20 protein-coding genes and 1 pseudogene are annotated in these 25,433 nt (G+C 38.1%); 10 read left to right on the plus strand and 11 right to left on the minus strand.

Going from position 1 to position 25,433, the window contains the following annotated elements:
• Positions 1-246: 246 nt before the first annotated feature.
• The 9 genes from IPP64_07985 to IPP64_08025 all read right to left on the minus strand — a co-directional run bounded on the left by IPP64_07985 (position 247) and on the right by IPP64_08025 (position 11,075).
• A complete protein-coding gene (locus tag IPP64_07985; protein MBL0329342.1) occupies positions 247-2,511 on the minus strand; it encodes a tetratricopeptide repeat protein in 2,265 nt (754 codons plus the stop codon).
• A gap of 158 nt (positions 2,512-2,669) precedes the next feature.
• Entirely contained in the window at positions 2,670-3,497 is an 828-nt protein-coding gene (locus tag IPP64_07990; protein ID MBL0329343.1) for a tetratricopeptide repeat protein, read from the minus strand.
• Between the two features lie 124 nt (positions 3,498-3,621).
• On the minus strand, positions 3,622-4,158 hold the full coding sequence (locus IPP64_07995; GenBank protein MBL0329344.1) for a GNAT family N-acetyltransferase: 537 nt from the start codon (positions 4,156-4,158) through the stop codon (positions 3,622-3,624).
• A gap of 119 nt (positions 4,159-4,277) precedes the next feature.
• Positions 4,278-4,778 (minus strand): hypothetical protein, encoded by a 501-nt coding sequence (locus IPP64_08000; GenBank protein ID MBL0329345.1) that lies wholly within the window; start codon positions 4,776-4,778, stop codon positions 4,278-4,280.
• A gap of 600 nt (positions 4,779-5,378) precedes the next feature.
• A complete protein-coding gene (locus IPP64_08005) occupies positions 5,379-7,922 on the minus strand; it encodes a T9SS type A sorting domain-containing protein (GenBank protein ID MBL0329346.1) in 2,544 nt (847 codons plus the stop codon).
• 65 nt (positions 7,923-7,987) lie between these two features.
• Entirely contained in the window at positions 7,988-8,368 is a 381-nt protein-coding gene (locus tag IPP64_08010) for a hypothetical protein (protein MBL0329347.1), read from the minus strand.
• 166 nt (positions 8,369-8,534) lie between these two features.
• The gene (locus tag IPP64_08015) at positions 8,535-9,374 is read right to left on the minus strand and encodes a T9SS type A sorting domain-containing protein (protein ID MBL0329348.1); all 840 of its coding nucleotides are present in this window, start codon (positions 9,372-9,374) and stop codon (positions 8,535-8,537) included.
• 68 nt (positions 9,375-9,442) lie between these two features.
• Positions 9,443-10,312 carry a helix-turn-helix domain-containing protein gene (locus tag IPP64_08020; protein MBL0329349.1) on the minus strand — a complete coding sequence of 290 codons (870 nt, stop codon included), beginning with the start codon at positions 10,310-10,312 and terminating at the stop codon, positions 9,443-9,445.
• A 1-nt stretch (position 10,313) separates the two neighbouring features.
• Positions 10,314-11,075 (minus strand): MBL fold metallo-hydrolase, encoded by a 762-nt coding sequence (locus tag IPP64_08025; GenBank protein MBL0329350.1) that lies wholly within the window; start codon positions 11,073-11,075, stop codon positions 10,314-10,316.
• Positions 11,076-11,187: 112 nt separating this feature from the next.
• On the opposite strand from IPP64_08025, the gene IPP64_08030 reads away from it, so the two are divergent.
• Positions 11,188-12,432 carry an ATP-binding protein gene (locus IPP64_08030; GenBank protein MBL0329351.1) on the plus strand — a complete coding sequence of 415 codons (1,245 nt, stop codon included), beginning with the start codon at positions 11,188-11,190 and terminating at the stop codon, positions 12,430-12,432.
• A gap of 53 nt (positions 12,433-12,485) precedes the next feature.
• Here the strand turns inward: IPP64_08030 and IPP64_08035 are convergent, their stop codons facing one another.
• Positions 12,486-13,631 (minus strand): cysteine desulfurase, encoded by a 1,146-nt coding sequence (locus tag IPP64_08035; protein MBL0329352.1) that lies wholly within the window; start codon positions 13,629-13,631, stop codon positions 12,486-12,488.
• Positions 13,632-13,703: 72 nt separating this feature from the next.
• Complete coding sequence (glmM, locus tag IPP64_08040; GenBank protein MBL0329353.1) at positions 13,704-15,137, minus strand: phosphoglucosamine mutase; 1,434 nt, start codon at positions 15,135-15,137, stop codon at positions 13,704-13,706.
• Positions 15,138-15,331: 194 nt separating this feature from the next.
• On the opposite strand from glmM, the gene IPP64_08045 reads away from it, so the two are divergent.
• From IPP64_08045 to IPP64_08085, 9 genes and pseudogenes are all read left to right on the plus strand, one after another.
• Complete coding sequence (locus tag IPP64_08045; protein ID MBL0329354.1) at positions 15,332-16,744, plus strand: DUF3808 domain-containing protein; 1,413 nt, start codon at positions 15,332-15,334, stop codon at positions 16,742-16,744.
• 81 nt (positions 16,745-16,825) lie between these two features.
• Positions 16,826-17,608: a phosphosulfolactate synthase gene (locus tag IPP64_08050; GenBank protein ID MBL0329355.1), complete on the plus strand. Its 783-nt coding sequence runs from the start codon at positions 16,826-16,828 to the stop codon at positions 17,606-17,608.
• A gap of 22 nt (positions 17,609-17,630) precedes the next feature.
• On the plus strand, positions 17,631-17,945 hold the full coding sequence (locus tag IPP64_08055; protein ID MBL0329356.1) for a rhodanese-like domain-containing protein: 315 nt from the start codon (positions 17,631-17,633) through the stop codon (positions 17,943-17,945).
• Positions 17,945-18,604 (plus strand): VTT domain-containing protein, encoded by a 660-nt coding sequence (locus tag IPP64_08060; GenBank protein MBL0329357.1) that lies wholly within the window; start codon positions 17,945-17,947, stop codon positions 18,602-18,604. Before IPP64_08055 ends, IPP64_08060 begins: the two co-directional genes overlap by 1 nt.
• 77 nt (positions 18,605-18,681) lie before the next feature.
• Positions 18,682-19,827 (plus strand): ATP-binding protein, encoded by a 1,146-nt coding sequence (locus IPP64_08065; protein ID MBL0329358.1) that lies wholly within the window; start codon positions 18,682-18,684, stop codon positions 19,825-19,827.
• Entirely contained in the window at positions 19,827-20,594 is a 768-nt protein-coding gene (locus IPP64_08070; GenBank protein ID MBL0329359.1) for a shikimate dehydrogenase, read from the plus strand. The genes IPP64_08065 and IPP64_08070 overlap by 1 nt, the downstream gene beginning before the upstream one ends.
• A 140-nt stretch (positions 20,595-20,734) precedes the next feature.
• Positions 20,735-22,758 (plus strand): annotated as a pseudogene (gene uvrB, locus IPP64_08075) (excinuclease ABC subunit UvrB).
• A 95-nt stretch (positions 22,759-22,853) separates the two neighbouring features.
• Positions 22,854-23,312 (plus strand): hypothetical protein, encoded by a 459-nt coding sequence (locus tag IPP64_08080; protein MBL0329360.1) that lies wholly within the window; start codon positions 22,854-22,856, stop codon positions 23,310-23,312.
• A 77-nt stretch (positions 23,313-23,389) separates the two neighbouring features.
• Positions 23,390-25,297 carry a RecQ family ATP-dependent DNA helicase gene (locus tag IPP64_08085; GenBank protein ID MBL0329361.1) on the plus strand — a complete coding sequence of 636 codons (1,908 nt, stop codon included), beginning with the start codon at positions 23,390-23,392 and terminating at the stop codon, positions 25,295-25,297.
• The last annotated feature ends 136 nt before the right edge of the window (positions 25,298-25,433 follow it).

Here is a 25,433-nt window from a genome sequence, read left to right on the forward strand (position 1 = left end):
TGGATTACGATTTTCAGGTGTAGGCCATTCTTTACATTGGTAATAACCTCTTGCAATCAACCCCGAAGATACTAAACATTCTCCGATTTAATTATCCGTGTATAATTGAGTAGAAACGTTTCTACACGTTTAAAAACGGGTTATAAATGGTTACGCAACGTAACTTAGAATTGGGAAAGTAATGTGGTGCAGTCCTCACCCGTCCTCCTAAAATGGATGAGACGGCCTTAAGATTAAGGGGTTGAATTACATTTTTATACCAATTACACAAATATCATCCACCTGCTCCAGGTTCCCTTTCCAGTTGTTCAATTCCAAATCAATGATTGCCAGCTGTTCTTGCATTGGCTTTTCATGAATCGACAAGAGCAATTCTTCGAATTTTTTGTATTTGAATTTTTTTCCTTTCGGACCACCAAACTGGTCAGCAAGACCGTCAGTGAAAAGATAAAAGGTGGTTGCTTCCTTCAATTCAATCACATGCGTTGTAAAAGGTTTTGGAGCATCTGTTTTTCCAATCGGCTGCTTATCGGCTTTTATTGAAATAAGTGCATTGTTTTGAATGTACCACAAGGGGTTATTGGCACCACTCCAACAAATGGTTTTGTTTTTTAAATCGATACAAAGGAGAGAAATATCCATTCCATCTTTTACATCGCTGGCACTTTTTTCGAACGTTTCAACAACCAATTCCCGTGTTTTATCAAGAATTTTTCCGGTTTCTTTCAAGTTAAATTCTTTCATCGCTCTGTTTAAAGCGTTGGAGCAGACAATGGAAACCAATGCACCGGGAACACCATGTCCGGTGCTATCCGCTGCCGCAATAAAAAACAAATCATTCATTTTTTCCGCCCAATAAAAGTCACCGGCTACAATGTCTTTCGGTCGATAAAAAATAAAATTATTCGTTAAATGAGCACTTACAAATTCTTGTGGTGGTAAAATAGCATGTTGCAAGCGTTTGGCATAGGCAATGCTATCCAAAATTTCATTTTGTTTTTCTTCAATCAAATGTTTTTGTTCCAGTATCTCGTTGTTTTTAATGACAAGCTCCGTGCTGTGTTTTTTCTTAATAAAATAATTCCGAAGAATAATTGCTGCCAACAGAAGTAATAGCACCACACCAATTAATAAACTATTTCGGATTAATTTCTGCTGTTTAAACTCCTGCGCCACTTCCGCTTCCTTGCGCTGCAGCAGAATTTGCTCCTTTTCCTTTTCTTGTTCAAACTTCTTGTTTAGGTCATCTTTTATAGAAGATTTTTGAACTTCATCAAGATTTAATTTATTTTGAAGCTTAGTAAACTCAATGTAATGCAGCAATGCGCTCTGATGATTGCCAAGAGCCGAATCAATTTTATAACATAATTTTTCGGTACCCATAATTTGTTCAACGCTGGCAATACTTTTTTTCACGGCCAATGCTTTTTCAGCATATTTTTTGGCATCAGCGAATTTTTTCAGTCGGAACAAATCTTTTGCCAGTTCATGACTAGAAACCGCAATTCCTCCGGGGAAACCACTATTTTCACAATCAGCGAGTGCCTTTTGATGGTAGTGAAAGGCGGCAGTATAATTACCAAATTGATACTCGAGTCTTCCTATCTCAACAATAACTTCTAAATAAAAAGCATTCTTGCCTCTGGAACTATCCACAAGCGACAATGCTTGTTTTAAATATCGGTTAGCTTCATCATAATTATTGATTTTTGCATAGGTTGTTCCTAAGCCAAAATATACATATACATTTTGTGAGCTATCATTATTTTTACGATACTCCTCCAATGATTTATGATAAAATTCAATTGCCTTTTGCTCCTGTTTAATTCTTGCGAATAAATCACCAGCAAGTTCATACCCTTTTGCAAGTCTTTTGGGGTCATTAATTTGTTTTTCCAAGGCGACTCCTTCTTCGGCATATTGCATTGCTTTTGCAAAATCACCCAAGCGAGCATAAAACGTAGCTAACCGATAGATATACCTTGCTACAAAAATTTTATTGTTATTCGATTTTCCAAATTCAATAGCACTTTTATAGGTGAGCAATTGCAAATAACTATTTCCTGTGCGCACGTGCAGGTTATCAATGAAGCCATAAGCATCATTAATTTTATTCCACAATTTGAGTTGTTGATAGATTTGTAATGATTTTGTATAATACGCTACGGATTTTTCGGAGTTATAAAATTTATTATTATCATAATAATTATTTTCTCCATAATATGCTCCAATAAAGCTGTAAGCACCCGCTTCTTGCGCTAAAAGATGGTTGTAAAGGCTTGTGTCTTTAGTCGTTTTTTTTAGTTTATGAATAAGACTCAAACTACTAGAGGCATACTTAAGATTATCAATCAGCTCACATTGTTCGGATAATTGAGCAAGGATATCCACTTTTTTAAAGTCGTCCTGCTCCAGACTCAGAGCATGATTGAGAGAATCAACTTTTGATTTTTCGCCAAAGCAGAAGTTTGTTAGGAAAAGAAATGAGATTGCAAAAATTAATCTATTCATTTATTAAAATTAACTTTTTTGTTTATAGCAGATGCATTCATGTTTCTTTTGAATTCAAAAGCATCACTACTCAAATTTAGTACAAATCGAATAGAAAGTACAAAAGTACAGCGAAGTTATTTCTTCTCCTTTTTAACAAAAACATGTTGGCAGTTGCATTATTCTTTATAATTGGGGATGGTCCATTTAGCCATATACCAATTTACTTTGTAGGGATAGGATTCATACATCGCATCATCTTCATTGATTGTATATCCTTGTTCGAAATTTGTTTTGGCTTCCCGCATCAGGATTTCGGCATTTGTTTTATCACCTTTTTGCAGCAGGCATAATCCTTTGTAATATTTTGCATCCGAAAAATTATTGTACGTGCTGATTGTTTTGTCAAAATAGGTTATTGCTTTGTCGTAATTCCTTAACTCATACTGAATAATTCCCATATAGAATACATCCAAAAAATGAATCCAATCTTCACCATGTTCTTCCGTTGCTTTATCAAAGTCTTTTTGTAGGATCCGTTCAGCGGTTTCAAATTCATTTAACTGCAAATGACAGAGTGCGAGGTAAAAGGAATACGAATGATCATTTTGAAATCCATATCCAAATTCCTTAACCGCTGCTTCCATATCCGAAATGGCACTTCGATAATCTTTTTGAAAAATGCATTTTAAATAACCTCTTCGTCCAAGATAATTGGCTCTATCATACCGTACAGCTTTGTTATAACACTCCACCGCTAGATCGTATTTTTTTGTTTTCCAATAAGGCAATGCTTTCAGTTGCCAAAGCATGGCGAAGGTTGAATCTTGTTTCAGCGCCAGGTTAATATGGTCGTCCCAACCTTGTTGTGTATAATGATAGTTGTAGGCGCCTTTTTTTAAGTACTTCTCAATGATGGTATCTTGTTGAGCGGTATTGCCGGTGGTTTGTGCAATGGTGTAATTACTTAAAAGAAGAAGAAGAAAGAGCGGGAAGCATTTTTTCATTTTATTTGAATGAGGCGTTAGGCTCCTCTTTCATCAAAATTTGAGCCAACGTTTAGCAATGTAGCGCAATATGGATAAGTAACGAAATTGTATCCAATCTCTGCGCTAGATTTAGGTTGCTCGTTTAATGTCTTTTTAGTTCCCACTTCCATATCAGTCCCTCATCAGGGTCATTTAGTTCATCAACCTTTTCAAAGCCGCATTTTTGTAAAACTTTTGTTGAAGGAGAGGGCTGTCCGAGTGTATGTGCAATAATGGATGTTACACGTTCGTCTCTCAATGCGTTCTCAATTAATCCATTTGTCATTTCAGTGGCAAGTCCGCGATTTCGATACGCGGGTGCTATTTCATATCCAATTTCCACAATCCCGTCAGCTGTCGGCTGACCATTATAACCGCCACTTCCAATAAGTGTATTGTCTTGCTTATGAATTGGAAAGTAAGTCCACCAATTTTTTTCTTCTTTATTTTCTGATAATTTATTACGTGAATACTGCAATGCACCTACTCCAAATTCTGTCCAATTTTCTTGAACACTCACATTCAATTTTTTTGCTAGAATTTCATTCCCTTCTATTGCGGACGTCAATAGTTCAATGTCGCAAGCAACCAGCTTTAAATTTTTTGTTTCTAGTATTTTATTTTTGACTGAATCTTTCATTCTTTCTGTATAGACTAATTTTCTCAAATTTACTGCAACTTCTTACTATCAGCAACCAAAACACGTGTATACACGGGTAGAAACGTTTATACGCGTTTAAAACTTGTAACGTACAACTCTTATTGTTCCAGTTTCTTTATACATTGTTCTCTGATTGCCCAAACCTTTTCAAAGTCCATTTGAATCTTGTTTTCTTTCATCCAATTTTGCAAGTAGTGTTTGTGAAGATCCACTTTAAAAACATTCACCTGTTCCGGTTCTATTTCAATTTCTTCAAGAATGTCGTCCATCAAATTTTCAATACTAGAAGTGCTGCTGGTGATGTCGATTCGTTGGTTATTCAACTTTAGATAGCAATGAGCTTCTGGAAGGTATTCTAACCCATTTTCCAAAATGGCATTTCCAATTTTGGGTGTATTCAAATGGTTCATGCGATACATTCCTAAAATCAGCCGTATGTTATCGAACGTATTGAGCGCAGCCACCTTTTTTAAGAAAGCATGTTTTGAGCTACACGTCCCTTTGTTTTCCGTAAGCACAAGTGAAAAATCTTCTCGATTTAAGTTTCGTCCATAGGGTAAGTTTTTTGTAAAATCAATGAGTTCGCTCCAATTTTCAATTCCTTTACTTTTCACCAATGTGGTTAATGAGTCGGATGAAGTAAAAGGAAGCGGTCGAACAGAGAACATAATTTTATAACCATCCGGGTCAGAAATCTGTATTCCATTTTCTTTCCAATATGGATTTTTAGGTGTTTCGAGCGGTATGTTTTTTCGACTGAGTCTTTGTTTGATGTTCGCAAGTTCGATGTTGGCATTTACATAAAAAACCAGGATATCGTCTTCGTCAAATTTGCTTTGAGGAAGTTCTGTTGATGTAGTGAATTCTAAATGCCAATCGGAGTATTTATGTCCTAAAAATAATCCATCATAGGAGTTATGATTTTCGAAACCACCTAATTTTTCAAGCCCGACAATTTCTGTATAAAAACGTTCAATTGCTTTCAGGTTGGTGGTATGTCTGGCGTATCTGAATGTCATTTTTTTATTCTTCGGTTCTGCGTGTATTCAAGGTTTGGCATTGAGCAACTAAAATACAAAACTTTCTCCAATCCATTATCCGTGTAAACATGAGTAGAAGCGTTTCTACTCGTTTTAAAACGGATAAAAAAAACGCCTCCGAGAGGGAGGCGTTTTTAAATTTCAAACAGCAATCAACATTTATTTCATCACTGCTACTTTCTGTACATGATCTTTTTTGCCGGTTTTGATGTTCAATTGATAGATACCAGCAGCAAACAAATCGGTGTCAATTTTAAGTGTATGACGACCTAAATTGTTTTCCTTCACTGCTTGCGTATAAATCACTTGTCCGATTGCATTCGTAATCACAATGCTTACATCTTCCGCATTCATCAATTCATACGATACATTGATTACATTGCTTGCTGGGTTCGGGAATACACTTACAGCAGTTACTACTGCATTTTCATCCACTCCTACTCCTGATGCTTCATACAAATAATAATCATCCAATGCGCCTTCTACTAAACTACCACCATTCAATTCGGCTCCGACAATTAAACTATCCGAACACATAAAACGCATTTGCACTGTTGAACTCAACGAAACATAATCCGTAATTCTGAATGCAAATCGTCTCCAGCTCTTGTCTGATACTTTTGTTTGTTCTACATCCACCCACGTTGCGCCACCATCGTTGGTGATTTGTGCTTGCCAATAATCTTGTCCGGGATTCGCTCCCGAATTATTGCTCCACCAACGGTTATACGTCAATATTGGATTGGTATATGTACTCAAATTATAAATCGGTGATTCCAACGTGGTTACTCCTGCATCCACATCGTTGGTTCCAATGCCCGAAGTAATGCTCGGAGCATTTCCGGTTACCGCACACATGCTTCCACCTGAAGTGGTTTGCACACCCGGTTGTACAATTGTAGAAGGTGTTCCCGGAGTTCCATAAGACGCTACCGGCACATCTACCACCCACATTCCTGTGGTTGCATTGTCGGATGCAACACCCTGACTCCATGCTCCAAAATTGATATCGAAATCTTCTTCGGCCATCAACGATACTCCATTCAAAATAAAATAAGGAATGTTCGGATTCGCTTCATCCGCTGCAATCGGTTCAACTAAACTTAATGAACCTGCAGTTCCCATCAATCCTAAATAATAACCAATCACCGTTCCATTCGGTTGTGCCGGAATGGTTGCCGTGTAACTGATACCGCTGGTATTGGTCATTGGCATATTCGTCCATGCACCCAAACGGTTTATTTTATAATACAATTCTACGGAAGCCAATGCCCAAGGATACGTAACACTTACTGTTGCATTGATTGGAATACCAATAGATGCAGTAGATGCCAACACCGGTGTATGGGTGATGACTGCATTCGACAACAAAGTAATTCCATGCAAATCAAATGCATCAATAATGTCGTTGTCTCTTGGTGTTCCATTGGTAATATCGTTATCACCACCATTGATTGGTAAATCATCGGTGGTCAATGCTTCAATTAAAATATCAACATAAACTTGTCCTTCTGTTCCATCCGGACCGGTTACAGTCGCAAAAAATGTTTCTTTGTACAAATCCATCATTTGTTGTAAATCACCAAAATTTAAATTGGTATCCCACCATGCTCCGGCAATGATTTCACCATCAGCATGTACTTCACCAACTAAATCCTGAGGATATACTTTTTTGTTGATGTCGTAACGTCTTACTACTACTGTTGGATCCGTATCATCAAAACCAATTCCTAAAATCGGACTTTGAGTAATTCCCAATGCCCAAATATCGGCATACCCTTCACCCATTGCTCCATTGTCGAACGATGCGCCTTGCGACTGATAAAATTTATCATTGATACCATGACCGTATTCGTGATAAACCACATCGCCTACTTGCGCCAATGAATTACATCCGCCACCGGCAGCATAAAAATTAATGGATACACCATTGTAAAAAGCGTTACATGTTCCGGTTTCATCCACATTGGTAGGCAATGGACTGTCCATATCGGTAAATGCAGGAAACTTTGTTTTCATATAATCGTGAACAATGTTCACGTGGTAATAAGCAGATAATTCGCGGATGTTCGCATCCGTATTAAAGGAATACGTGTTTGTTCCAGGATTTGCAGTTGCAGTAAATGTGGGTGTAACACCACTTGTTTCAACTTTCGACCAAAGGCCTTCCAACGAAAACGTAACAGTTGTAGGCGTTACACTTGGTAAACCAATATATCCAACCGCATCGGTATTATAGGTTGTTGCACCTTCCACAATTTTTAAATTGCGCAATGGATGTGTCGCACTTGGATCGTATGGATTTGTTGGATACACCGTTCCGGTAATGGTAATGTCGGTTGCCGCAGCCGGAGTTGGTGCTGGAGTCGGTGTATGTTTTGGATCGTAATGCAATACTTTGTTGGTACGAGAAAGTACGGTTCCGTTTTCAGCATCTACCAACGTAAGGTATTTTGCAGGAACGCCTGCTGCATCTTTTGTTTCAACAGTTACTTCATATACCAACTTATAAATGTTCTTTTTGTATTCAGGAATCGGTAAAATAAACAAGTCACTTTTAATAGAAGTGCTTACAATCAAATCACCCAATCCGGTTTGTGCAAATGTAATTGCATCACTTGGAGAAATGGTTGGTGTGGTTGAAAGTGTGATGTCGTTATACACATCACAACCAAAAGTAACCACCTTACCGGAAGGCGTCATTTTTACATATACATCGCTGTTACAATACTTTTAATCCGGAGTGAATCTGATTAAAATGTACATAATTAAAATTTTGAATTTCCACCGCTTGCATAGGCCAATTCAGAAACCGGAATATTGAATCCGGATAATTTACTGGTAATAAAATTCATGGCTTTGGTTTGCGGATCCATACCAAATACAGTGATGGGCGCACCAAAAGCACGATGTGGTTTTGCATTTTCTTCATTAAAAATTACATACCAGGTACCGTTTGCAGCAACAAAGTTTTGCCACTCTGCACTTTCGCGCAAAGCTTTTTGAAAAGCAACATCGGGTAAACGCTTGGTGTTTTTGATAAAACGAACATCGTTTTTGTTGGCATTAGAAATAATACCGCCTTCGGATGCTGTTGCGCTAAATGATGCAAGCATCAGGATAGCCAGTGTAAATTTTTTAATTGTCATGTAGCATTGGGGTTTTGATTGTGATTATTGAATGATAAGTAAAGAAAGGAAAAAATTATCTAAAACACAAATTATTTTGCCCGATTTATTAGGTGCGTTATTTGTGCAGTCAACTCAAAAATTCTTCCCACTGTTAGTTCGACCAGCGTGGAGAAATCTACCTCTATTAGTTCTTTACAAATTTTTTCGTAATCGTATTTTTATCGGAAGTAATTTCTAATACATACATACCGCTTGACAAATCAGCGATATCCAGGATCTGAGTTTGCGAAAAGGTTTCATAGCGAATGGTTTTAATGCGTTTGCCTGTAATGTCGTAAATCGTTAGTTGCTCCAATGTTGCTGTTGCATCCAACGTTTCAATCGTCAATTTTTCTGTTGCCGGATTTGGATAAACACTCCATACATCTGCTTTTGCAGCGACATCAAAAATTCCTGCGGAAAGATTTTCTTGTACCAACAGGCTGGATAAAAACACTTGATCTCCTGTTGTGGTTCCATTGCCATTGGCCGCTAAAAATGCGCCATAAAAAATAGCATCTCCACTCCCTGCTGCCGGTGCAATCCATTCGAATGTCCATGTTTTGGTTCCTGTTCCGGATGTTCCTCCGGCATTGTGGGTGATGTATTTTCCGCCTATCCCCACCAACTTTGTTTGAACACCATCGATTACCACCATGGTTCCTTTTTTTACGCCTGTTGTACTTTGTGGTGAAACTTCAAAACCATATTTGTTAATCCCGCCAACCGAAATGGTGGCTGTTATTGTATAGGTATCTCCAGGAATATAACCTGTTAACGGCACATCGCTGGTAATTAATCCGGCTGTTGTGGTAGCTGTTCCGGAATGACAACCGGTACAATTCGCACCATCTCCGGGTGAACCGGTTCTTGCTGCCGGAGCACCAAAGCCATTGCTATGCGCATTGGATGTAAAATCACTGATACAGATGACTGCAATGGATAATCCCAATACCGATACAATTGTTTTTTTATAAATGTTCATACGCTTTAATTATAAATGATTCAACAAAGTTAAGACAGCTTTGTTCGATGGTAAAGGGACAAAAAATGCTAATGCTGGTACTTTTCACGGATTTCTTTCCGAAAGGCTTCAGGCGATAAACCGGTATTGGTTTTAAAAAAACGGCTAAAATAGGAAGGGTCGTTAAAATTTAATTCATACGCTAACTCTTTTGCGGTGATGGACGAATGCAACAATCTCCGTTTGGCTTCCAGTATCAATCGTTCGTGAATACTGTCTCCTGCGGTTTTACCGGTTACCTTTTTAATTGTTTCACTCAAATGATTGGGTGTTACGTTTAAAAGATCGGCATAGTCGTTCACCTTATGAAATTCTATAAAATGTTGTTCCACCAGGTTGTTGAACTTTTGCAACAACTCTTGTGAAGCACTGTCGGTTCGTTTGTATTCGGACATTTCCGAAATAATGGTTTTACATTTTAACAACAAGATGGAAATGTATGAACCTAATATATTTTCTTTGTATGGATTACTTTTCCCATATTCCGAAATCATCATCAACAGCATGTTTTCAAGGTCGGCCACCATTTCCTGATCAGGATTCAAGATTGGTGCAACACTTTTATTAAATACCGGAAAATCATTGAAAATAAATTTATCGGCACTATTCAAAATCACAATTTCCTTGGTAAATAAAATCACATAACCCTCTGTGCCTTCCACCGAGTTCAACGCATGTACTTGTCCTTCTGAAACAAAATGCAAACTATTGTCTTCAATCGGATAATAGTTAAAATCAATCATGTGCTCTCCTCCACCCTTCTTAAACAGAAACACTTGAAAACAGTTGTGACGGTGCGCATCATCCATTCCATGTCCGCCAGAAAAGTTCAAGCGTGTTGCCTTACACGGCATCACATTGGTTTGAATTAATTGATGAGATGGAATTTCGTTCGACATCTTAAACTGTAATTTTTAATCCGTCAAACGCAAGCTCGATGTTTTCAGGAAGTTCTTTTTGCACGTCTGCATGCAATCCTAATTGATGACTGATATGCGTGAAATACGCTTTTTCGGGTTGTAACTCTTTTACCAATTCAATGGCTTGTTCGAGTGTAAAGTGTGAGATGTGCGGTTCTCTGCGCAGTGCATTCAACACCAACACTTTTGAATTTTTTAACTTTTCTTTTTCAATATCCGAAATATAATTCGCATCGGTGATGTCAGAAAAGTCGCCAATACGAAAACCGAACACTTCCAATTTATAATGCATCACTTCGATTGGCAGTACATCTACTCCTTCGATGGTGAATTTTTTATTTTCTATTAAGTGTAAATTTATTTCTGGTATTCCCGGATATTTAAAGTCGCTGAAGATATAAGCGTATTCTCTGCGGATGGCTTCCTGCACACGTGCGGAAGCATAAACTTCCATTTTCTTCTTGTTGACAAAATTAAAAGCACGAATGTCATCAAAGCCGGCTGTATGATCTTTGTGTTCATGCGTAAAAATAATCGCGTCCATTTGTTTTACGTTTTCACGCAACATCTGTTGACGGAAATCCGGGCCGGTATCAATCACAAATGTTTTTCCATTGGTCTCAATCAACATCGAAGTACGCAATCGTTTATCGTGCGAATCGGTGGAAGCGCAAACGTCACATGGACAAGCAATGATGGGTACACCTTGAGAAGTTCCTGTTCCTAAAAAAGTAATTTGCACAGCTTGAAATCGTTTTTAATAGTCGAAAAAATTTGAAATGCTAAGTTAACCATAAAAAAACTTATTTTTTATAATATTTTCTGTAAGTTTAAACCGAATTAGAATTAGGAACATGGGATTTTGGAGTTTTATTTCGGAAACGGGCATTCGCCCCGAGTATGATGATAAGCTGGTGAAGCGAATACGATTAACGAATCAGTTTGGTTTTGTTGCACTCATTGTATTTGTTTTAAGTGGTGTCAACAATTTTATTCTTGGCGATACCTTTTCTGCTATCCTTATTGAAATATTGGCCATTCCGAGTTTGTCGGTTTTTTTCTTTAACAAATATGGCATTCATAAATTCCCCACGTCACTCGTATTATTAACCACCACCATTGCCATTTTTTATTTCGATTCGTATTCGGGTTTGGCTTCCGGGACCTTCCTCTACCATTTCCCAATGATCTTGGCCATCGCATTTGTTTTTGATTATCACGAAGAAAAAGCCTTGATGCTGTTTCACTTTTTTCTTCCACTCACCTTATTATTGGTAAACGTTGCCACCAAGTATTCGTTGTTTAGTAGTCAATATCTGACTGCCGAAGACAAAGAGTTAATGTTTATGTTCAATTTAATTTTCAGTTGCTCTTCCATTGGTTTTTTTATGTACCTCACGGTTTCCAACAACATCAAGGAAAGTGGAATATTTCAACAACGTATTGATGAGCGCAGAGCTTCCGAACAAGCCATTCAAGCAGCCCTAAATGAAAAGGAAATTCTATTGGCGGAAATTCATCACCGAGTAAAAAACAACTTGGCCGTGATTGCGAGCCTTTTCAATTTACAAATTCACTCGATTGAAAACGAAGAAGCAAAATCGATTTTAACCGACAGCCGAAATCGTGTTAAATCCATGGCCCTGATCCATGATAGTTTATACAACAGTGAAAAATTATCTGAAATTGATTTTGCGAAATACACCACAGAACTAATTGCGGAGATTCATTCTTCTTATCCTTCGTTGGCCAACAACATTAAATTAACCACTTCCATTTCGGATGTGACATTGAATGTAAACAGTGCAATTCCATGCGGACTGATTCTCAATGAATTGTTAACCAATTGTTACAAGCATGCATTCAAAGGACGCACACAAGGAAACATTGAGGTCTTTCTTTCGAAAAACGAAGAGCAGTTGATTAATTTAAAAGTAAAAGATGATGGTGTAGGATTAAAAGCAGATTATGATAAAAACGATTCGTTGGGCATGGTAGTGATTAATTCCTTGTGTGATCAGTTGGATGGAAATTGTAAATACAGTGTCGACAATGGAACAACGTTTACAATGGAATTCAAACAAAAAATTACGGCATAAAAAAAGCCTGCAACAAGGTTCTCTCATCGCAGGCTTTATGCATTTCAATATAATTAATTGGTCACAGGAACCTTTACGCCATAAATTTCTTTCAAGGCATTTACCGCTACATCCACTTCTGCTTTTGTATTGTATTTGCTAAATGAAAAACGAACCGATGGACGTGTTACATCGGCACCAATGCCGCGCAATACATGAGATCCAACATCGCTACCGGAGGTGCAAGCACTTCCACCTGAAGCAGAAATTCCTTTAATATCCAAGTCAAACAGCAACATTTCTGCTTTATCCGTATGCGGCAAACGCACATTTAAAACGGTATATAAACAATTGTCCAAACAAGACCCATTAAATTCAACACCGGGAATGCTTGCTTTGAGTTGTTCTACAAAATAGGTTTTTAATTCAGTGATGTGTTGTTGGTGTGCATGCAAATCACGCATTGCAATTTCCATTGCTTTGCCTAATCCTACAATGCCGTATAAATTTTCGGTTCCACCACGCATGTTGCGTTCTTGCGCACCACCATAAATCAATGGATTGATTTTTATTTTGCTGTTGACATACAAAAAGCCAACACCTTTGGGTCCGTGAAACTTATGAGCCGCACAGGTTACAAAATGAACATTTACTTTTTGTAAATCCATTTCATAATGTCCCATGGTTTGAACAGTATCCGAATGAAAAATAGCATCGTATTTTGCGCAAATCTCACCCACTTTTTCCAAAGAAATCAGGTTCCCGATTTCATTGTTTGCATGCATCAACGAAACGAATGTTCGTTCATTTTGACTTAGCAATTGGTCGAGGTGATTTAAGTCGATATGACCATTGGGAGTCGTATTCACAAAGCTCAATTTAATTAAGCCTTCATGCTCTAATGTTTCCAAGGTATGCAAAACGGCATGGTGCTCAATTTTACTAGTTATGGCATGTTTAATTCCAAGATCATGAATGCTGCAACGAATGGCCATGTTATCGGCTTCGGTTCCTCCGGAAGTAAAAAAGATTTCAGAAGGCGAAACATTTAATGATTTGGCTACAATTTTACGAGCGCCTTCAATGGCAGCACGAGTTTTTCTTCCAAAAGAATGGATGGAAGAAGGATTCCCGAAATGCTCGGTCATGTATGGCAGCATCGCATCCAACACTTCTTTATCAAGTGCAGTAGTAGCGGCATTGTCGAAATAAATTTTCATCTCTTTAAGTGTATACTTTAGTTTTTGTTCATTTTCTATGCAAACACAATATTATCATTAAAACGCATACGTCTAAGCAGTAATTTGCTGCATTTTTATGAATTCACGGATATCTGCCATTATTTTTTTCGCCAGATTATCTGCAGTGGTTTCACTTTCACTTTCCGAATAAATTCGAATAATTGCTTCTGTATTTGATCTGCGCAAATGCACCCATTCTTTATCAAACTCAATCTTCACACCATCAATCGTATTGATTGGTTGTTTGGCGTATTTCTTTTGAATGTTTTCCAAAATCGCATCCACATCTATGTCCGGTGTCAGCTCAATTTTATTTTTTGAGATGTGATAATCCGGATAGGTGGAACGGAGCATCGAACAGCTTTTTCCGTATTTCGCCAAATGTGACAAAAACAAAGCAATGCCCACCAAGGCATCTCTTCCATAATGCAATTCCGGTAAAATGATTCCTCCATTTCCTTCACCACCAATGATGGCATCGGTTTCTTTCATCATTTTCACCACATTCACTTCCCCTACTGCCGAAGCACTGTATTTGCCGTTGTGCTTCTCTGTCACATCGCGCAAAGCACGAGTGGATGATAAATTCGAAACGGTATTTCCTTTTTTGCCGGAAGCTTTTTCTGACGGACTTCTTTTATTTAATACATATTCGGCACAAGCCACCAAAGTATATTCTTCGCCAAACATTTCACCGTCTTCACAAACCAAGGCCAAACGGTCAACATCCGGGTCGACAACAATTCCAACATCTGCACCTTCTTTTTTAACAGCTTTGGCAATGTCTCTTAAATTTTCAGGCAAAGGTTCCGGGTTATGCGGAAATTCTCCTGTTGGGTCGCAGTACAATTCCACAATCTGATTCACGCCCAACGCTTTTAACAATTGAGGAAGCACAATTCCACCGGTTGAATTCACACAATCAATCACCACTTTGAAATCCGCTTTTTTAATCGCTTCCACATCCACTATGGATAAGGCTAAAATTTTATCGATGTGTTTTTGAAAATAGGTATCATTCTTCGTTACTTTCCCCAAAGCATTCACATCCACAAAGGTGTATCCTTCTGTATCAGCAATTTGCAGAACCTCTTCTCCATCCTGCTCATTGATGAATTCACCTTTGGCATTCAATAGTTTTAACGCATTCCATTGTTTGGGATTATGACTGGCTGTTAAAATAATTCCTCCATCAGCAGCTTCTTCAGGTACAGCAATTTCAACGGTAGGTGTTGTGGACAAACCAATGTCAACCACATCAACGCCCATTCCTTGCAAAGTCCCCAATACCAGATTGTTAACCATTTCACCGGAAATGCGGGCATCTCTTCCAACCACAATTTTTATGGTTTTCTTTTTTGCGTTTTTCGCAATAAAAGTAGCATATGCGGCTGTAAATTTCACTATATCAATCGGACTTAATCCTTCACCGGGTTTACCGCCAATGGTTCCTCTGATTCCTGAAATTGATTTAATTAATGTCATAGGGTTCTGTCTCTAATTTTTAAGCCCACAAAGATACAGGTTTGGCTATTGATTTTAAATAATTAATTCTAAACAATCAACCATTATCTGTTCAAAACTATAGTTCATTTTTGAGCATTTTTTAGTACTTTCGCTTTAATTTTAAAAATGCCCGATAATAAGGGCATTTTATACACCATTTAAATTATAGATCGATGAGTGAAGAATTTGGAGAAAACGAGAATAAAGGCGCACAATATACCCTCATATTGGTGGATCGCTTTGAGGAAATGATTACCAACAACAAACAATATTTTTTTGATGCGGAAGAATTAGAAGAGGTGATTGATTATTATTTTGAAAAAAACAATTCCAAACGGGCTTTAGCTGCTATTGAGTTTGCAATTGGACAATATCCCTTTTCAACCGTTTTCTTGTTGAGAAAAGCTCAAATTCTGGCAGCTACCAACCAAAGCCAAAAAGCCTTAGAAATATTATCGTACGTTGAAAGCATTGAACCTTCCAACACGGAACTATATATGACCAAAGGTTCTATATATAGTCAAATGGGATTAACCGACCAGGCCATCGAAAATTATAAAAAAGCTGCCGAAAATTCGGAAGAGCTTGATGAAATCTATTTGGCAATGGCTTTCGAATTCGAAAATACCGCTAAGTTTGATGATGCCATCTACTATCTCAAAAAAGCTTTGGCTGCCAATCCTGAAAATGAAGTGGCTTTGTATGAACTTGCTTTTTGCTACGAGTTAAACGGCCAATCGGAAGAAAGCGTAAAATATTATTCCGATTTTGTTGACAAACATCCATATACTGCTACAGCCTGGTTCAACCTGGGCGTTTCGTACAACCGCTTGGGTATGTATGAAAAAGCAATTGATGCCTACGATTATTGCATTGCTATACAAGATGATTTTGCATCGGCTTATTTTAACAAAGCCAATTCTCTTGCAAATTTAAACCGTTTGGATGAAGCCATTGAAGTGTATAAAGACACACTTAAAGTGGAAGATCCGGATGCCATCACCTTTTATTACATTGGCGAATGTTATGAGAAAAAAGAAGATTTTGATCATGCATTGGTTTATTATAACAAAGCCATTAAATTGAACCCACAACTGGCTGATGCTTGGTTGGGGATTGCCATTGTATTAGACTCGCAAAGCAACAGTGCGGAAGCTTTACACTATGCTAAAAAAGCAATTGAGCTGGATAAAACAAATGCAGAATATTGGTACATCTATGGGGAATTGCAACAAAAAATGCAGTTTTATGAAGATGCGGAAAACTCCTTCAAAAAAGTAATTGAACTGGATCCCGACAATGCTGAAATCTGGTTGGATTATGCCAACTTGTTGTTTGAGCAAGAAAATAAAAACGGCTCGCTGGAAATTTTGGCGGAAGGAATTAAACACCATCCTCAAAATGCAGAATTGCATTACCGCATCTCTGCCTGCTTAATGAGCATCGGACAAAAACAAGAAGCATTGAGCTTTTTGCAAAATGCATTAAAATTAAATTACGAAAAACACAACGAATTGTTCGACTACTTGCCGCAATTAAAAGAGAACTCAAGTATTACCGATTTGATTGAATCGTATAAGAAGTAACTAGGTAACTAGGTAACTAGGTAACTAGGTGACTCGGTGATTAAGAATAGAAAAAAATACCATAATTAAGACATTAAAAATATGAACTTTGATTTACCATACATTCCCGAACGTCAATCGAAACCCCGCAGCAAAGGGTTAACCATGATGATGGACAAAGGTTTGAGCATCCGACAAGCAGAAGATTTTTTGTCGGTTAGCGGACATTTAACTGACATCATCAAACTGGGGTTTGGTACTTCGTATGTGACTCCAAACTTGGAACAAAAAATAAAAATGTACCGCGATGCTGGAATGAAAGTATATGTTGGCGGAACGTTGTTCGAAGCATTTATTGTACGCAACATGTTTGATGATTACATGAAACTGCTCGACAAATTAAAACTGGATTGTGCTGAAGTATCGGATGGTTCCATCGTAATGGCGCACGATAAAAAATGCGAATACATCAACAAACTTTCTAAAAACTTTACGGTCTTTTCGGAAGTAGGTTCCAAAGAAGCAGGCATCATCATTCATCCTGCGATGTGGATTTCGATGATGAACAAAGAATTGCAAGCCGGCTCCTGGAAAGTGATTGCTGAAGCCCGCGAAAGCGGAAACGTTGGTATTTATCGTGCCAATGGAAGCGCACACACCTTATTGATCAATAAAATTTTAGCAAAAGTAGACCGCGACAGCATTTTATGGGAAGCACCCATCAAAGCACAACAGGTATGGTTTTTAAAATTATTAGGCTCCAATGTAAACTTGGGAAACATTTCCTACGATGATGTGATTCCATTAGAAACATTGCGCTTAGGCTTACGTGGCGACACCTTTTTTAGCCACTTACCTGCTGAATTGAAACAAACGAATGAATAATTAAAAGATTTAAAATAGAATTATGAAAGAAATAACTGTATCCGAATTAAAGAAATTAAAAGACAGCAATGCCGATTTTCAATTGATTGATGTTCGTGAAGAACATGAATTGGAAATTTGTGAAATCGGAGGAACACACATTGCAATGGGCGAAGTGATGGATAATTTAGATAAGATTTCGAAAGACAAACAAGTGATTATTCATTGCAGAAGCGGTGCTCGTTCCGGAGCAATTTGCCAAGCGCTTGAAGCCAGTGGATTTAACAATGTGTATAACCTAAAAGGCGGAATCATCGCCTGGTCAACGGAAATTGATCCTTCTATCACGAAATACTAATGGTTGAATTATTCAAGCACATCCTTCATCTTGATTTTGAATGGTTGTTTCAAAATTACAGTGATGTCGTGTACATCATTTTATTCCTGGTTATTTTTATTGAAACCGGATTGGTAATCATGCCTTTTTTACCGGGCGACTCCCTCCTATTTACTGCAGGATTGTTTGCCAACCAAATCAATTCGGTAACAGGTGAACCGTTTTTAAACATTTTCTTTTTATTAGGCCTTCTTTTTGCTGCCGCTGTTCTGGGCGACAATACCAATTATTGGATTGGTCGAAAAATCGGACTCAAGGCATTGCAAATTAAAATCCGTGGCAAAAAACTGGTGAAGGAAGAATACTTAACCAAAACACATGCATTCTTTGATAAATACGGACCTAAAACAATTATCATGGCACGTTTTGTTCCTATCGTTAGAACATTCGCACCGTTTGTTGCCGGCATCGCTGAAATGCAGTATAAAAAGTTTTTGTCGTTTGACGTCTTGGGCGGTATCATCTGGATTGGCAGCTTAACCCTTGCCGGTTACTTTCTTGGAGAAATTCCTTGGATTAAAAACAACATCGAAAAAGTGGCCATCGGCATTGTGTTTATCTCTGTACTTCCGATTGTTTTTGAAGTACTAAAAGCTAAACTGAGCAAAACAAAATCCTAAAATCATTTTGAGGAATCAAATTATTTTATACCTTTGAGTATAATACCATTTAGTATAATACCATTCAGTATAAAAAAATGAACGCATCTCCTTTTACTTACGGAACAACTGTCAGCACCGATTCCTTCACCAACCGTGAACAGGAAGCAGAAAAATTGCGCAGCAATTTAATGCATGGCATCAACACCACACTCATTTCTCCTAGACGCTGGGGGAAATCCTCCTTGGTTGAAAAAGTAATTGTCGACATCCGAAAAAAAGAAAAAAACGTCAAAACCATTATCATCGACCTTTTTTCTGTAAGCACCGAAGAAGAATTTCTGGAACTCTATGCCCGTGAAGTCATCAAAGCTTCCTCCAACAAATGGCAGGAATGGATGGGAACCGGTAAAGAATTCTTTAAAAAACTAATTCCGAAATTTAATGTAGGCTTTGATGAAGCCGATTTTAGTCTGAGCTTTGACGTAAAAGAACTCAAAAAACACAGTCATGAAATCCTCGACCTGCCTGAGCTCATCGCAAAAAAGAAAGGCATTAAGTTTATCATCTGCCTCGATGAATTTCAAAACTTATCCAATTTTTCCGACTACCAAGATTTTGAAAAGAAAATGCGCGCCTCGTGGCAGCGACAAAAAAATGTAACGTATTGCCTCTACGGCAGCAAACGACACATGATGAATGATATCTTTAATAGCCCGTCAAAACCGTTTTACCGCTTTGGGGATATCCTCTTATTACCCAAAATAGAAACTGCGAAATGGGTGAAATTCATTTGCAAAAGTTTTGAATCCTCCGGCAAACAAATTCCCGAAACCGTTGCCATCCTCATTCCTCAATTGATGAAAAATCATTCCTGGTATGTACAACAGCTGGCACATTATACCTGGAACATTACATCAAAAAAAGCTACCGCAACGGAAGTAAATGCTGCGTTAAAAGAACTCATACAAGCAAACACTCCGTTGTACCAAAAAGAAGTAGAAAGCATCAGCAACACCCAATTGAATCTTTTGAAAGCAGTTGCCAAAGAAGAAACAAAATTCACCAGTACCACGGTGATGCAACACTACAATTTGGGAACACCAAATAATGTGAGTAAAAACAAAGACATCCTCATCAACAACGATTTGATTCATGAACAAAATGGGGTGTATGAATTCCTTGATCCCGCTTTTGAGTTGTGGTTCAAAAAACAATTTTTTAATCAATCGTATTTAAAATGATACAATCATACGGACTGATCGGCTATCCGCTCTCCCACTCGTTTTCAAAAAAATATTTCACTGAAAAATTTCAAAAAGAAAACATTCTGAATTCGGAATACCACGCATTTCCAATTGATAAAATTGAATTATTCCCCCTATTGATCAAAGACAATCCGACATTAAAAGGATTAAGCGTAACCATTCCGTATAAAGAAACAGTGATCCCTTTTTTGGATGAACTGGATGCTACTGCAAAAAAAATTGGCGCGGTGAATTGCATTAAAATTTCAGAAGGGAAACTTATAGGATACAATACCGATGCGTTTGGCTTTAGACAATCCATCAAACCTTTTTTAGAATCACAACATGAAAGAGCGTTGATATTAGGCACAGGCGGTGCTTCAAAAGCAGTGGAATATGTTTTAAAAGAGATTGGAATTGATTGCTACTTTGTGACACGCAATAAATCAACTAACAAACAACCAACAACCAATAACCAATTTACCTACGATGAAGTAAACGAACACATGCTCAACGCATTTAAACTCATCGTCAATGCAACGCCTTTGGGAATGTTTCCAAATGTGGATGCTTGTCCGGATATCCCCTACCAATTCCTTTCACCAACTCATTTATTGTACGACCTGGTTTACAATCCTGCGGAGACCGAATTTTTAAAACGCGGAAAAGCAAAAGGTGCAGCCACTGTAAACGGCTACTCCATGCTTCAACACCAAGCCGAGGAAGCTTGGAGAATTTGGAATACGCATTCGAATCCCCAGTAACAAGTCAAATAGCAATTAGAACGGTCATCTCGACCAACGTGGAGAGATCTTCATTTTCGTAATTCGCATTATAAGAGAGTCCTATCCTTCTACTAAACTCCATATGACAGATAGAAATTATTCCGTAAATTTACACCTCTATGGAATTCAAAATTATCTCAGACTTTCAACCCACCGGTGATCAACCGACTGCAATCAAACAATTAGTAGATGGTGTAAACGGAAATGTGCCTGCACAAACCTTGTTAGGTGTAACCGGCTCCGGAAAAACATTTACAATTGCTAACGTGATTCAACAAACCGGAAAGCCTACGTTAATTTTAAGCCATAACAAAACCTTAGCGGCTCAATTGTACGGTGAATTCAAACAGTTTTTTCCAAACAATGCAGTGGAGTATTTTGTCAGCTATTACGACTATTACCAACCTGAAGCTTTTATTCCCAGCACAAATACCTACATCGAAAAAGATTTAGCCATCAACGATGAAATTGAAAAATTACGTTTGAGCACAACCTCTTCCCTCCTTTCCGGAAGAAGAGATGTGATTGTGGTTTCATCCGTTTCTTGTATTTATGGTATTGGAAATCCGGTAGAATTCAGAAGCAATGTCATCAACATCAAAAAGGAGAAATTATTTCTAGAAATAAATTCCTGCACAGATTAGTAGAAAGTTTATACTCCCGCACAACCGAAGATTTTCTACGCGGTAACTTCCGAGTAAAAGGAGATACTGTAGATATTAATTTGGCGTATGCCGATGTTTCGCTTCGTGTTTCATTTTGGGACGATGAAATTGAAGAAATCGAATACTTCGAAACCAGCACAGGTAAAAGCACAGAGAAACTCGACAGTGTTACCATCTACCCGGCCAATATCTTTGTGACAAGTCCGGAAACCATGAAAAGTGCCATTCATCAAATACAAGATGATATGGTGAAACAAGTAGATTACTTTAAAGAAATCGGGAAACACCTGGAAGCAAAACGCTTGGAGGACAGAGTTACCTACGACCTTGAGATGATGCGTGAATTGGGCTATTGCTCCGGCATCGAAAATTATTCCCGCTATTTTGATAACCGATTACCGGGTTCACGACCATTCTGTCTCTTGGATTATTTCCCCGATGATTTTTTAATGGTGATTGATGAAAGCCATGTGACCTTGCCACAAATTAAAGCCATGTATGGTGGCGACCGCTCCCGAAAAGTAAACTTAGTGGACTTCGGTTTCCGCTTACCGGCTGCAATGGACAACCGACCGCTAAAATTTGAAGAGTTTGAATCCTTGATCCATCAACTCATTTACGTAAGTGCAACACCGGCTGAATATGAATTAACAAAATCCGAAGGCATTGTTGCAGAGCAAGTGATTCGACCAACTGGATTACTCGACCCGATTATTGAAGTAAGACCAAGCATCAATCAGATTGATGATTTGCTGGAAGAAATTGATAAAGTGGCAAAGCGTGACGAACGCATCCTCGTAACCACCCTCACCAAACGAATGGCTGAAGAACTGCAAAAGTACATGCTAAACATCGGTATCCGTTGCCGATACATCCATTCCGAAGTAGATACGTTAGAACGTGTGGAAATTTTACGCGACTTACGCTTAGGGAAATTTGATGTATTGATTGGAATCAATTTATTGAGAGAAGGATTGGATTTACCGGAAGTGTCGTTAGTCGCAATTTTAGATGCCGACAAAGAAGGCTTTTTACGCTCCGACAGAGCATTGACACAAACTGCCGGAAGAGCGGCCCGTAACATCAACGGTAAAGTAATTATGTATGCCGATAAAATTACGGATTCAATGAAAAGAACCATTGATGAAACCGAACGAAGAAGACAAAAACAAATTGCCTATAACCTTGAACATAATTTGGTGCCAACCGCATTAAATAAATCGAAAGCATCCATCATGGGACAAACATCCGTGATTGTCGACTCAAAAGGAAATTTAGCCCGACCGTATGTTGAAACCGGAGAAATCAATTATGCAGCCGATCCTGTTGTTCAATACATGAGTAAGGAAGAACTTCAGAAAGCCATTAACCGAACACGCAAAGCTATGGATGTGGCTGCCAAAGCATTTGATTTTGCGGAAGCTGCGCGCTTAAGAGATGAAATGTTTGCCCTTGAGAAACTATTTTCTAACAAATAATTGTCATTAAGTTTTCATTTTTCTCTTGATATGCTCTAAAATAACTCCTATGTTCGTGCTGGATAAAATGAACAGCTAAGCATACCCATAACAGAATGGCATTAAAGCAGGACGATATTGTGCAAACAATATCTTTAACGAGCATGAACATCACACTTGATACACAAGGGATTGTTCATGTGCGCTATCTGGAAGGACAAACCATTGATGTTAAAGAAAAAATCGAGGAAAAAAGAGCCTTACTCGAAATTACAAAAGGTGAAAAACATCCCATTTTAATCTCCTTCGACCATTTTGTAACCATCACCAAGGAAGCCAAAGAATACAGCATTTTAATTGAACCGGAACAACCGTTCTTAGCTGTTGCAATCATTGTAGATAACTTAGCCTATCAGCTGATGGCCGATTTCTATTTCAAATTTTACAAACCGAAAGTAGCATATAAAGTTTTTAAGTCGTACGATAAATCCATTGAATGGCTTATCGAAATTCGTAAAAATCCTCCTCCTCCAAAACCAAAATACAAAGGAAAAATTACCATCTGGAGTTTTTAGTTTCGTCCTTTTTTAAATGCTTTTTATCAGCATCATCTGCGTTCCATCATGCCATATTTTCGTAAATTCGTATGCAAATGCCAACCGCACACGAGGTCTTAGAAAAATATTGGGGCTACCGCTCCTTTCGTCCTTCGCAGGAAGAAATCATCCAATCCGTTTTAGATGGAAAGGATACACTTGCCCTTCTACCAACGGGTGGCGGAAAATCCATTTGCTTTCAAGTACCCGCATTGTGCCAAGACGGCATCTGCATCGTGATTTCACCATTGATTGCTTTGATGAAAGATCAGGTTGAAAACCTTGTCAAAAAAGGAATCAAAGCCATTGCTATCACATCTGCCATGCACAAACGCGAAATAGATATTGCATTGGACAATTGCGTTCATGGCAACATCAAATTTCTTTACCTCTCTCCCGAACGACTGGAAACGGAAATTGTAAAAGTGCGTTTGCAAAAAATGAATGTGAATCTCATAGCCATTGATGAATCACATTGCATCTCTCAATGGGGCTATGATTTCCGTCCGAGTTATTTAAAGATTGAATTGCTTCGCCAAATTTTACCGAAAGTCCCAGTACTGGCGTTAACCGCAACAGCTACTAAAGAAGTGGTAAAAGACATTCAAGAGAAATTACAATTCAAAAAAAACAATGTCATTCAAATTAGTTTTGAACGTAAAAATGTAGCTTACATCTTATTGAATCAAGAAGATAAATTGGCACGCTTAGTAAAGATTGCCAATAATGTAAAGGGAACAGGAATTGTTTATGTTCGCAACAGAAAAAAAACACAGGACATCGCCAGTTATTTGCGAAGTCATAAAATTGAAGCTGACTTCTACCATGCTGGATTAGATGCCAAAACCCGCGACATCAAACAAAGCAATTGGATCAATAATAAATCAAGAGTAATTGTTTGCACCAACGCCTTCGGAATGGGAATCGATAAACCCGATGTGCGATTTGTGGTTCACATCGATTTACCCGACTCATTGGAAGCTTATTTCCAGGAAGCCGGCCGCGCAGGAAGAGATGAACAAAAAGCATTTGCGATTTTATTGTACAACAACGGTGATAAAATAGAATTGCAACGAAATGTGGAAACCAGCTTTCCGGAAATGGATGAAATTCGTCAGACCTACCAGGCATTGGCCAATTTCTATCAAATGCCTACCGGTTCTGGATTAGGGAACACCTTTAATTTTGATATTTCAACGTTTTGCGACAACTATAAACTCCAACCCATCACGGTATTTAATTGTTTGAAATTTATTGAACGGGAAGGTTATATCTCGCTCTCGGATGCATTCTTTCAACCTGCTCGCATCAAACTGGAATTAAACCGTGAAGATTTGTACAAGTTTCAAATCTCTAATCCTGCTTTCGATACCTTTATCAAAATGCTGTTGCGCAATTATGCCGGACTGTTTGATAATTTTGAAAAAATCAACGAATTTGATTTGGCTAAAAAATTAAACATCAAACTGGATGATGTTGTTAAACGACTCAACTACCTCCATCAAAATAAAATTATTACCTATGCTCCACAAACGGAGTTGCCCCAATTAACCTTCACCATGCCTCGCGTGGATACAAAAGATTTATCTCTTTCGAAAGAAAATTTCTCATCACTAAAAAAACGTGCCATCCAACGCATGGAAGCCGTTTTGAATTATACCGAAAGCACCCATAAATGCAGAAGTCAACTCCTACTCGCCTACTTTGGTGAAATTGAAACGGCACCGTGCGGACAATGTGATATCTGTTTAGAGGAGAAAAGAAAAGTATTGCATACAGATGAATTCGAACGCATCAGCACACAGATAAAAGAATTGTTGACCCTTCATCCTATGGAATTAAAAATGCTCATCAATTCCATCACCGATGTGCATGAAGATAAAATCATTCATACCATCCAAGTAATGATTGATAATGATGCATTAAAATACAACGAGCAGAATTTACTTTACTTAACTACCTAATAGTTTTCGTATTTTCGCACAAACAACCCATTTATGACCGACCAATTTATCAAAGTAATATTAGCCAACGGCAAAGATCATAGTATCAAACGTTTTCATCCTGGGTATTTTCTGGCGCGATCAAAAAAATCAGTCT

This window comes from Bacteroidota bacterium (assembly GCA_016722565.1).
GTDB lineage: Bacteria > Bacteroidota > Bacteroidia > 2-12-FULL-35-15 > 2-12-FULL-35-15 > 2-12-FULL-35-15.

Coding starts and splice junctions, on each gene's coding strand:
- IPP64_07985 (MBL0329342.1), bottom strand. CDS start 2,511: ATGAATAGATTAATTTTTGCAATCTCATTTCTTTTCCTAACAAACTTC.
- IPP64_07990 (MBL0329343.1), bottom strand. CDS start 3,497: ATGAAAAAATGCTTCCCGCTCTTTCTTCTTCTTCTTTTAAGTAATTAC.
- IPP64_07995 (MBL0329344.1), bottom strand. CDS start 4,158: ATGAAAGATTCAGTCAAAAATAAAATACTAGAAACAAAAAATTTAAAG.
- IPP64_08005 (MBL0329346.1), bottom strand. CDS start 7,922: ATGACGCCTTCCGGTAAGGTGGTTACTTTTGGTTGTGATGTGTATAAC.
- IPP64_08010 (MBL0329347.1), bottom strand. CDS start 8,368: ATGACAATTAAAAAATTTACACTGGCTATCCTGATGCTTGCATCATTT.
- IPP64_08015 (MBL0329348.1), bottom strand. CDS start 9,374: ATGAACATTTATAAAAAAACAATTGTATCGGTATTGGGATTATCCATT.
- IPP64_08020 (MBL0329349.1), bottom strand. CDS start 10,312: ATGTCGAACGAAATTCCATCTCATCAATTAATTCAAACCAATGTGATG.
- IPP64_08030 (MBL0329351.1), top strand. CDS start 11,188: ATGGGATTTTGGAGTTTTATTTCGGAAACGGGCATTCGCCCCGAGTAT.
- IPP64_08035 (MBL0329352.1), bottom strand. CDS start 13,631: ATGAAAATTTATTTCGACAATGCCGCTACTACTGCACTTGATAAAGAA.
- glmM (MBL0329353.1), bottom strand. CDS start 15,137: ATGACATTAATTAAATCAATTTCAGGAATCAGAGGAACCATTGGCGGT.
- IPP64_08045 (MBL0329354.1), top strand. CDS start 15,332: ATGAGTGAAGAATTTGGAGAAAACGAGAATAAAGGCGCACAATATACC.
- IPP64_08050 (MBL0329355.1), top strand. CDS start 16,826: ATGAACTTTGATTTACCATACATTCCCGAACGTCAATCGAAACCCCGC.
- IPP64_08055 (MBL0329356.1), top strand. CDS start 17,631: ATGAAAGAAATAACTGTATCCGAATTAAAGAAATTAAAAGACAGCAAT.
- IPP64_08060 (MBL0329357.1), top strand. CDS start 17,945: ATGGTTGAATTATTCAAGCACATCCTTCATCTTGATTTTGAATGGTTG.
- IPP64_08065 (MBL0329358.1), top strand. CDS start 18,682: ATGAACGCATCTCCTTTTACTTACGGAACAACTGTCAGCACCGATTCC.
- IPP64_08080 (MBL0329360.1), top strand. CDS start 22,854: ATGGCATTAAAGCAGGACGATATTGTGCAAACAATATCTTTAACGAGC.
- IPP64_08085 (MBL0329361.1), top strand. CDS start 23,390: ATGCCAACCGCACACGAGGTCTTAGAAAAATATTGGGGCTACCGCTCC.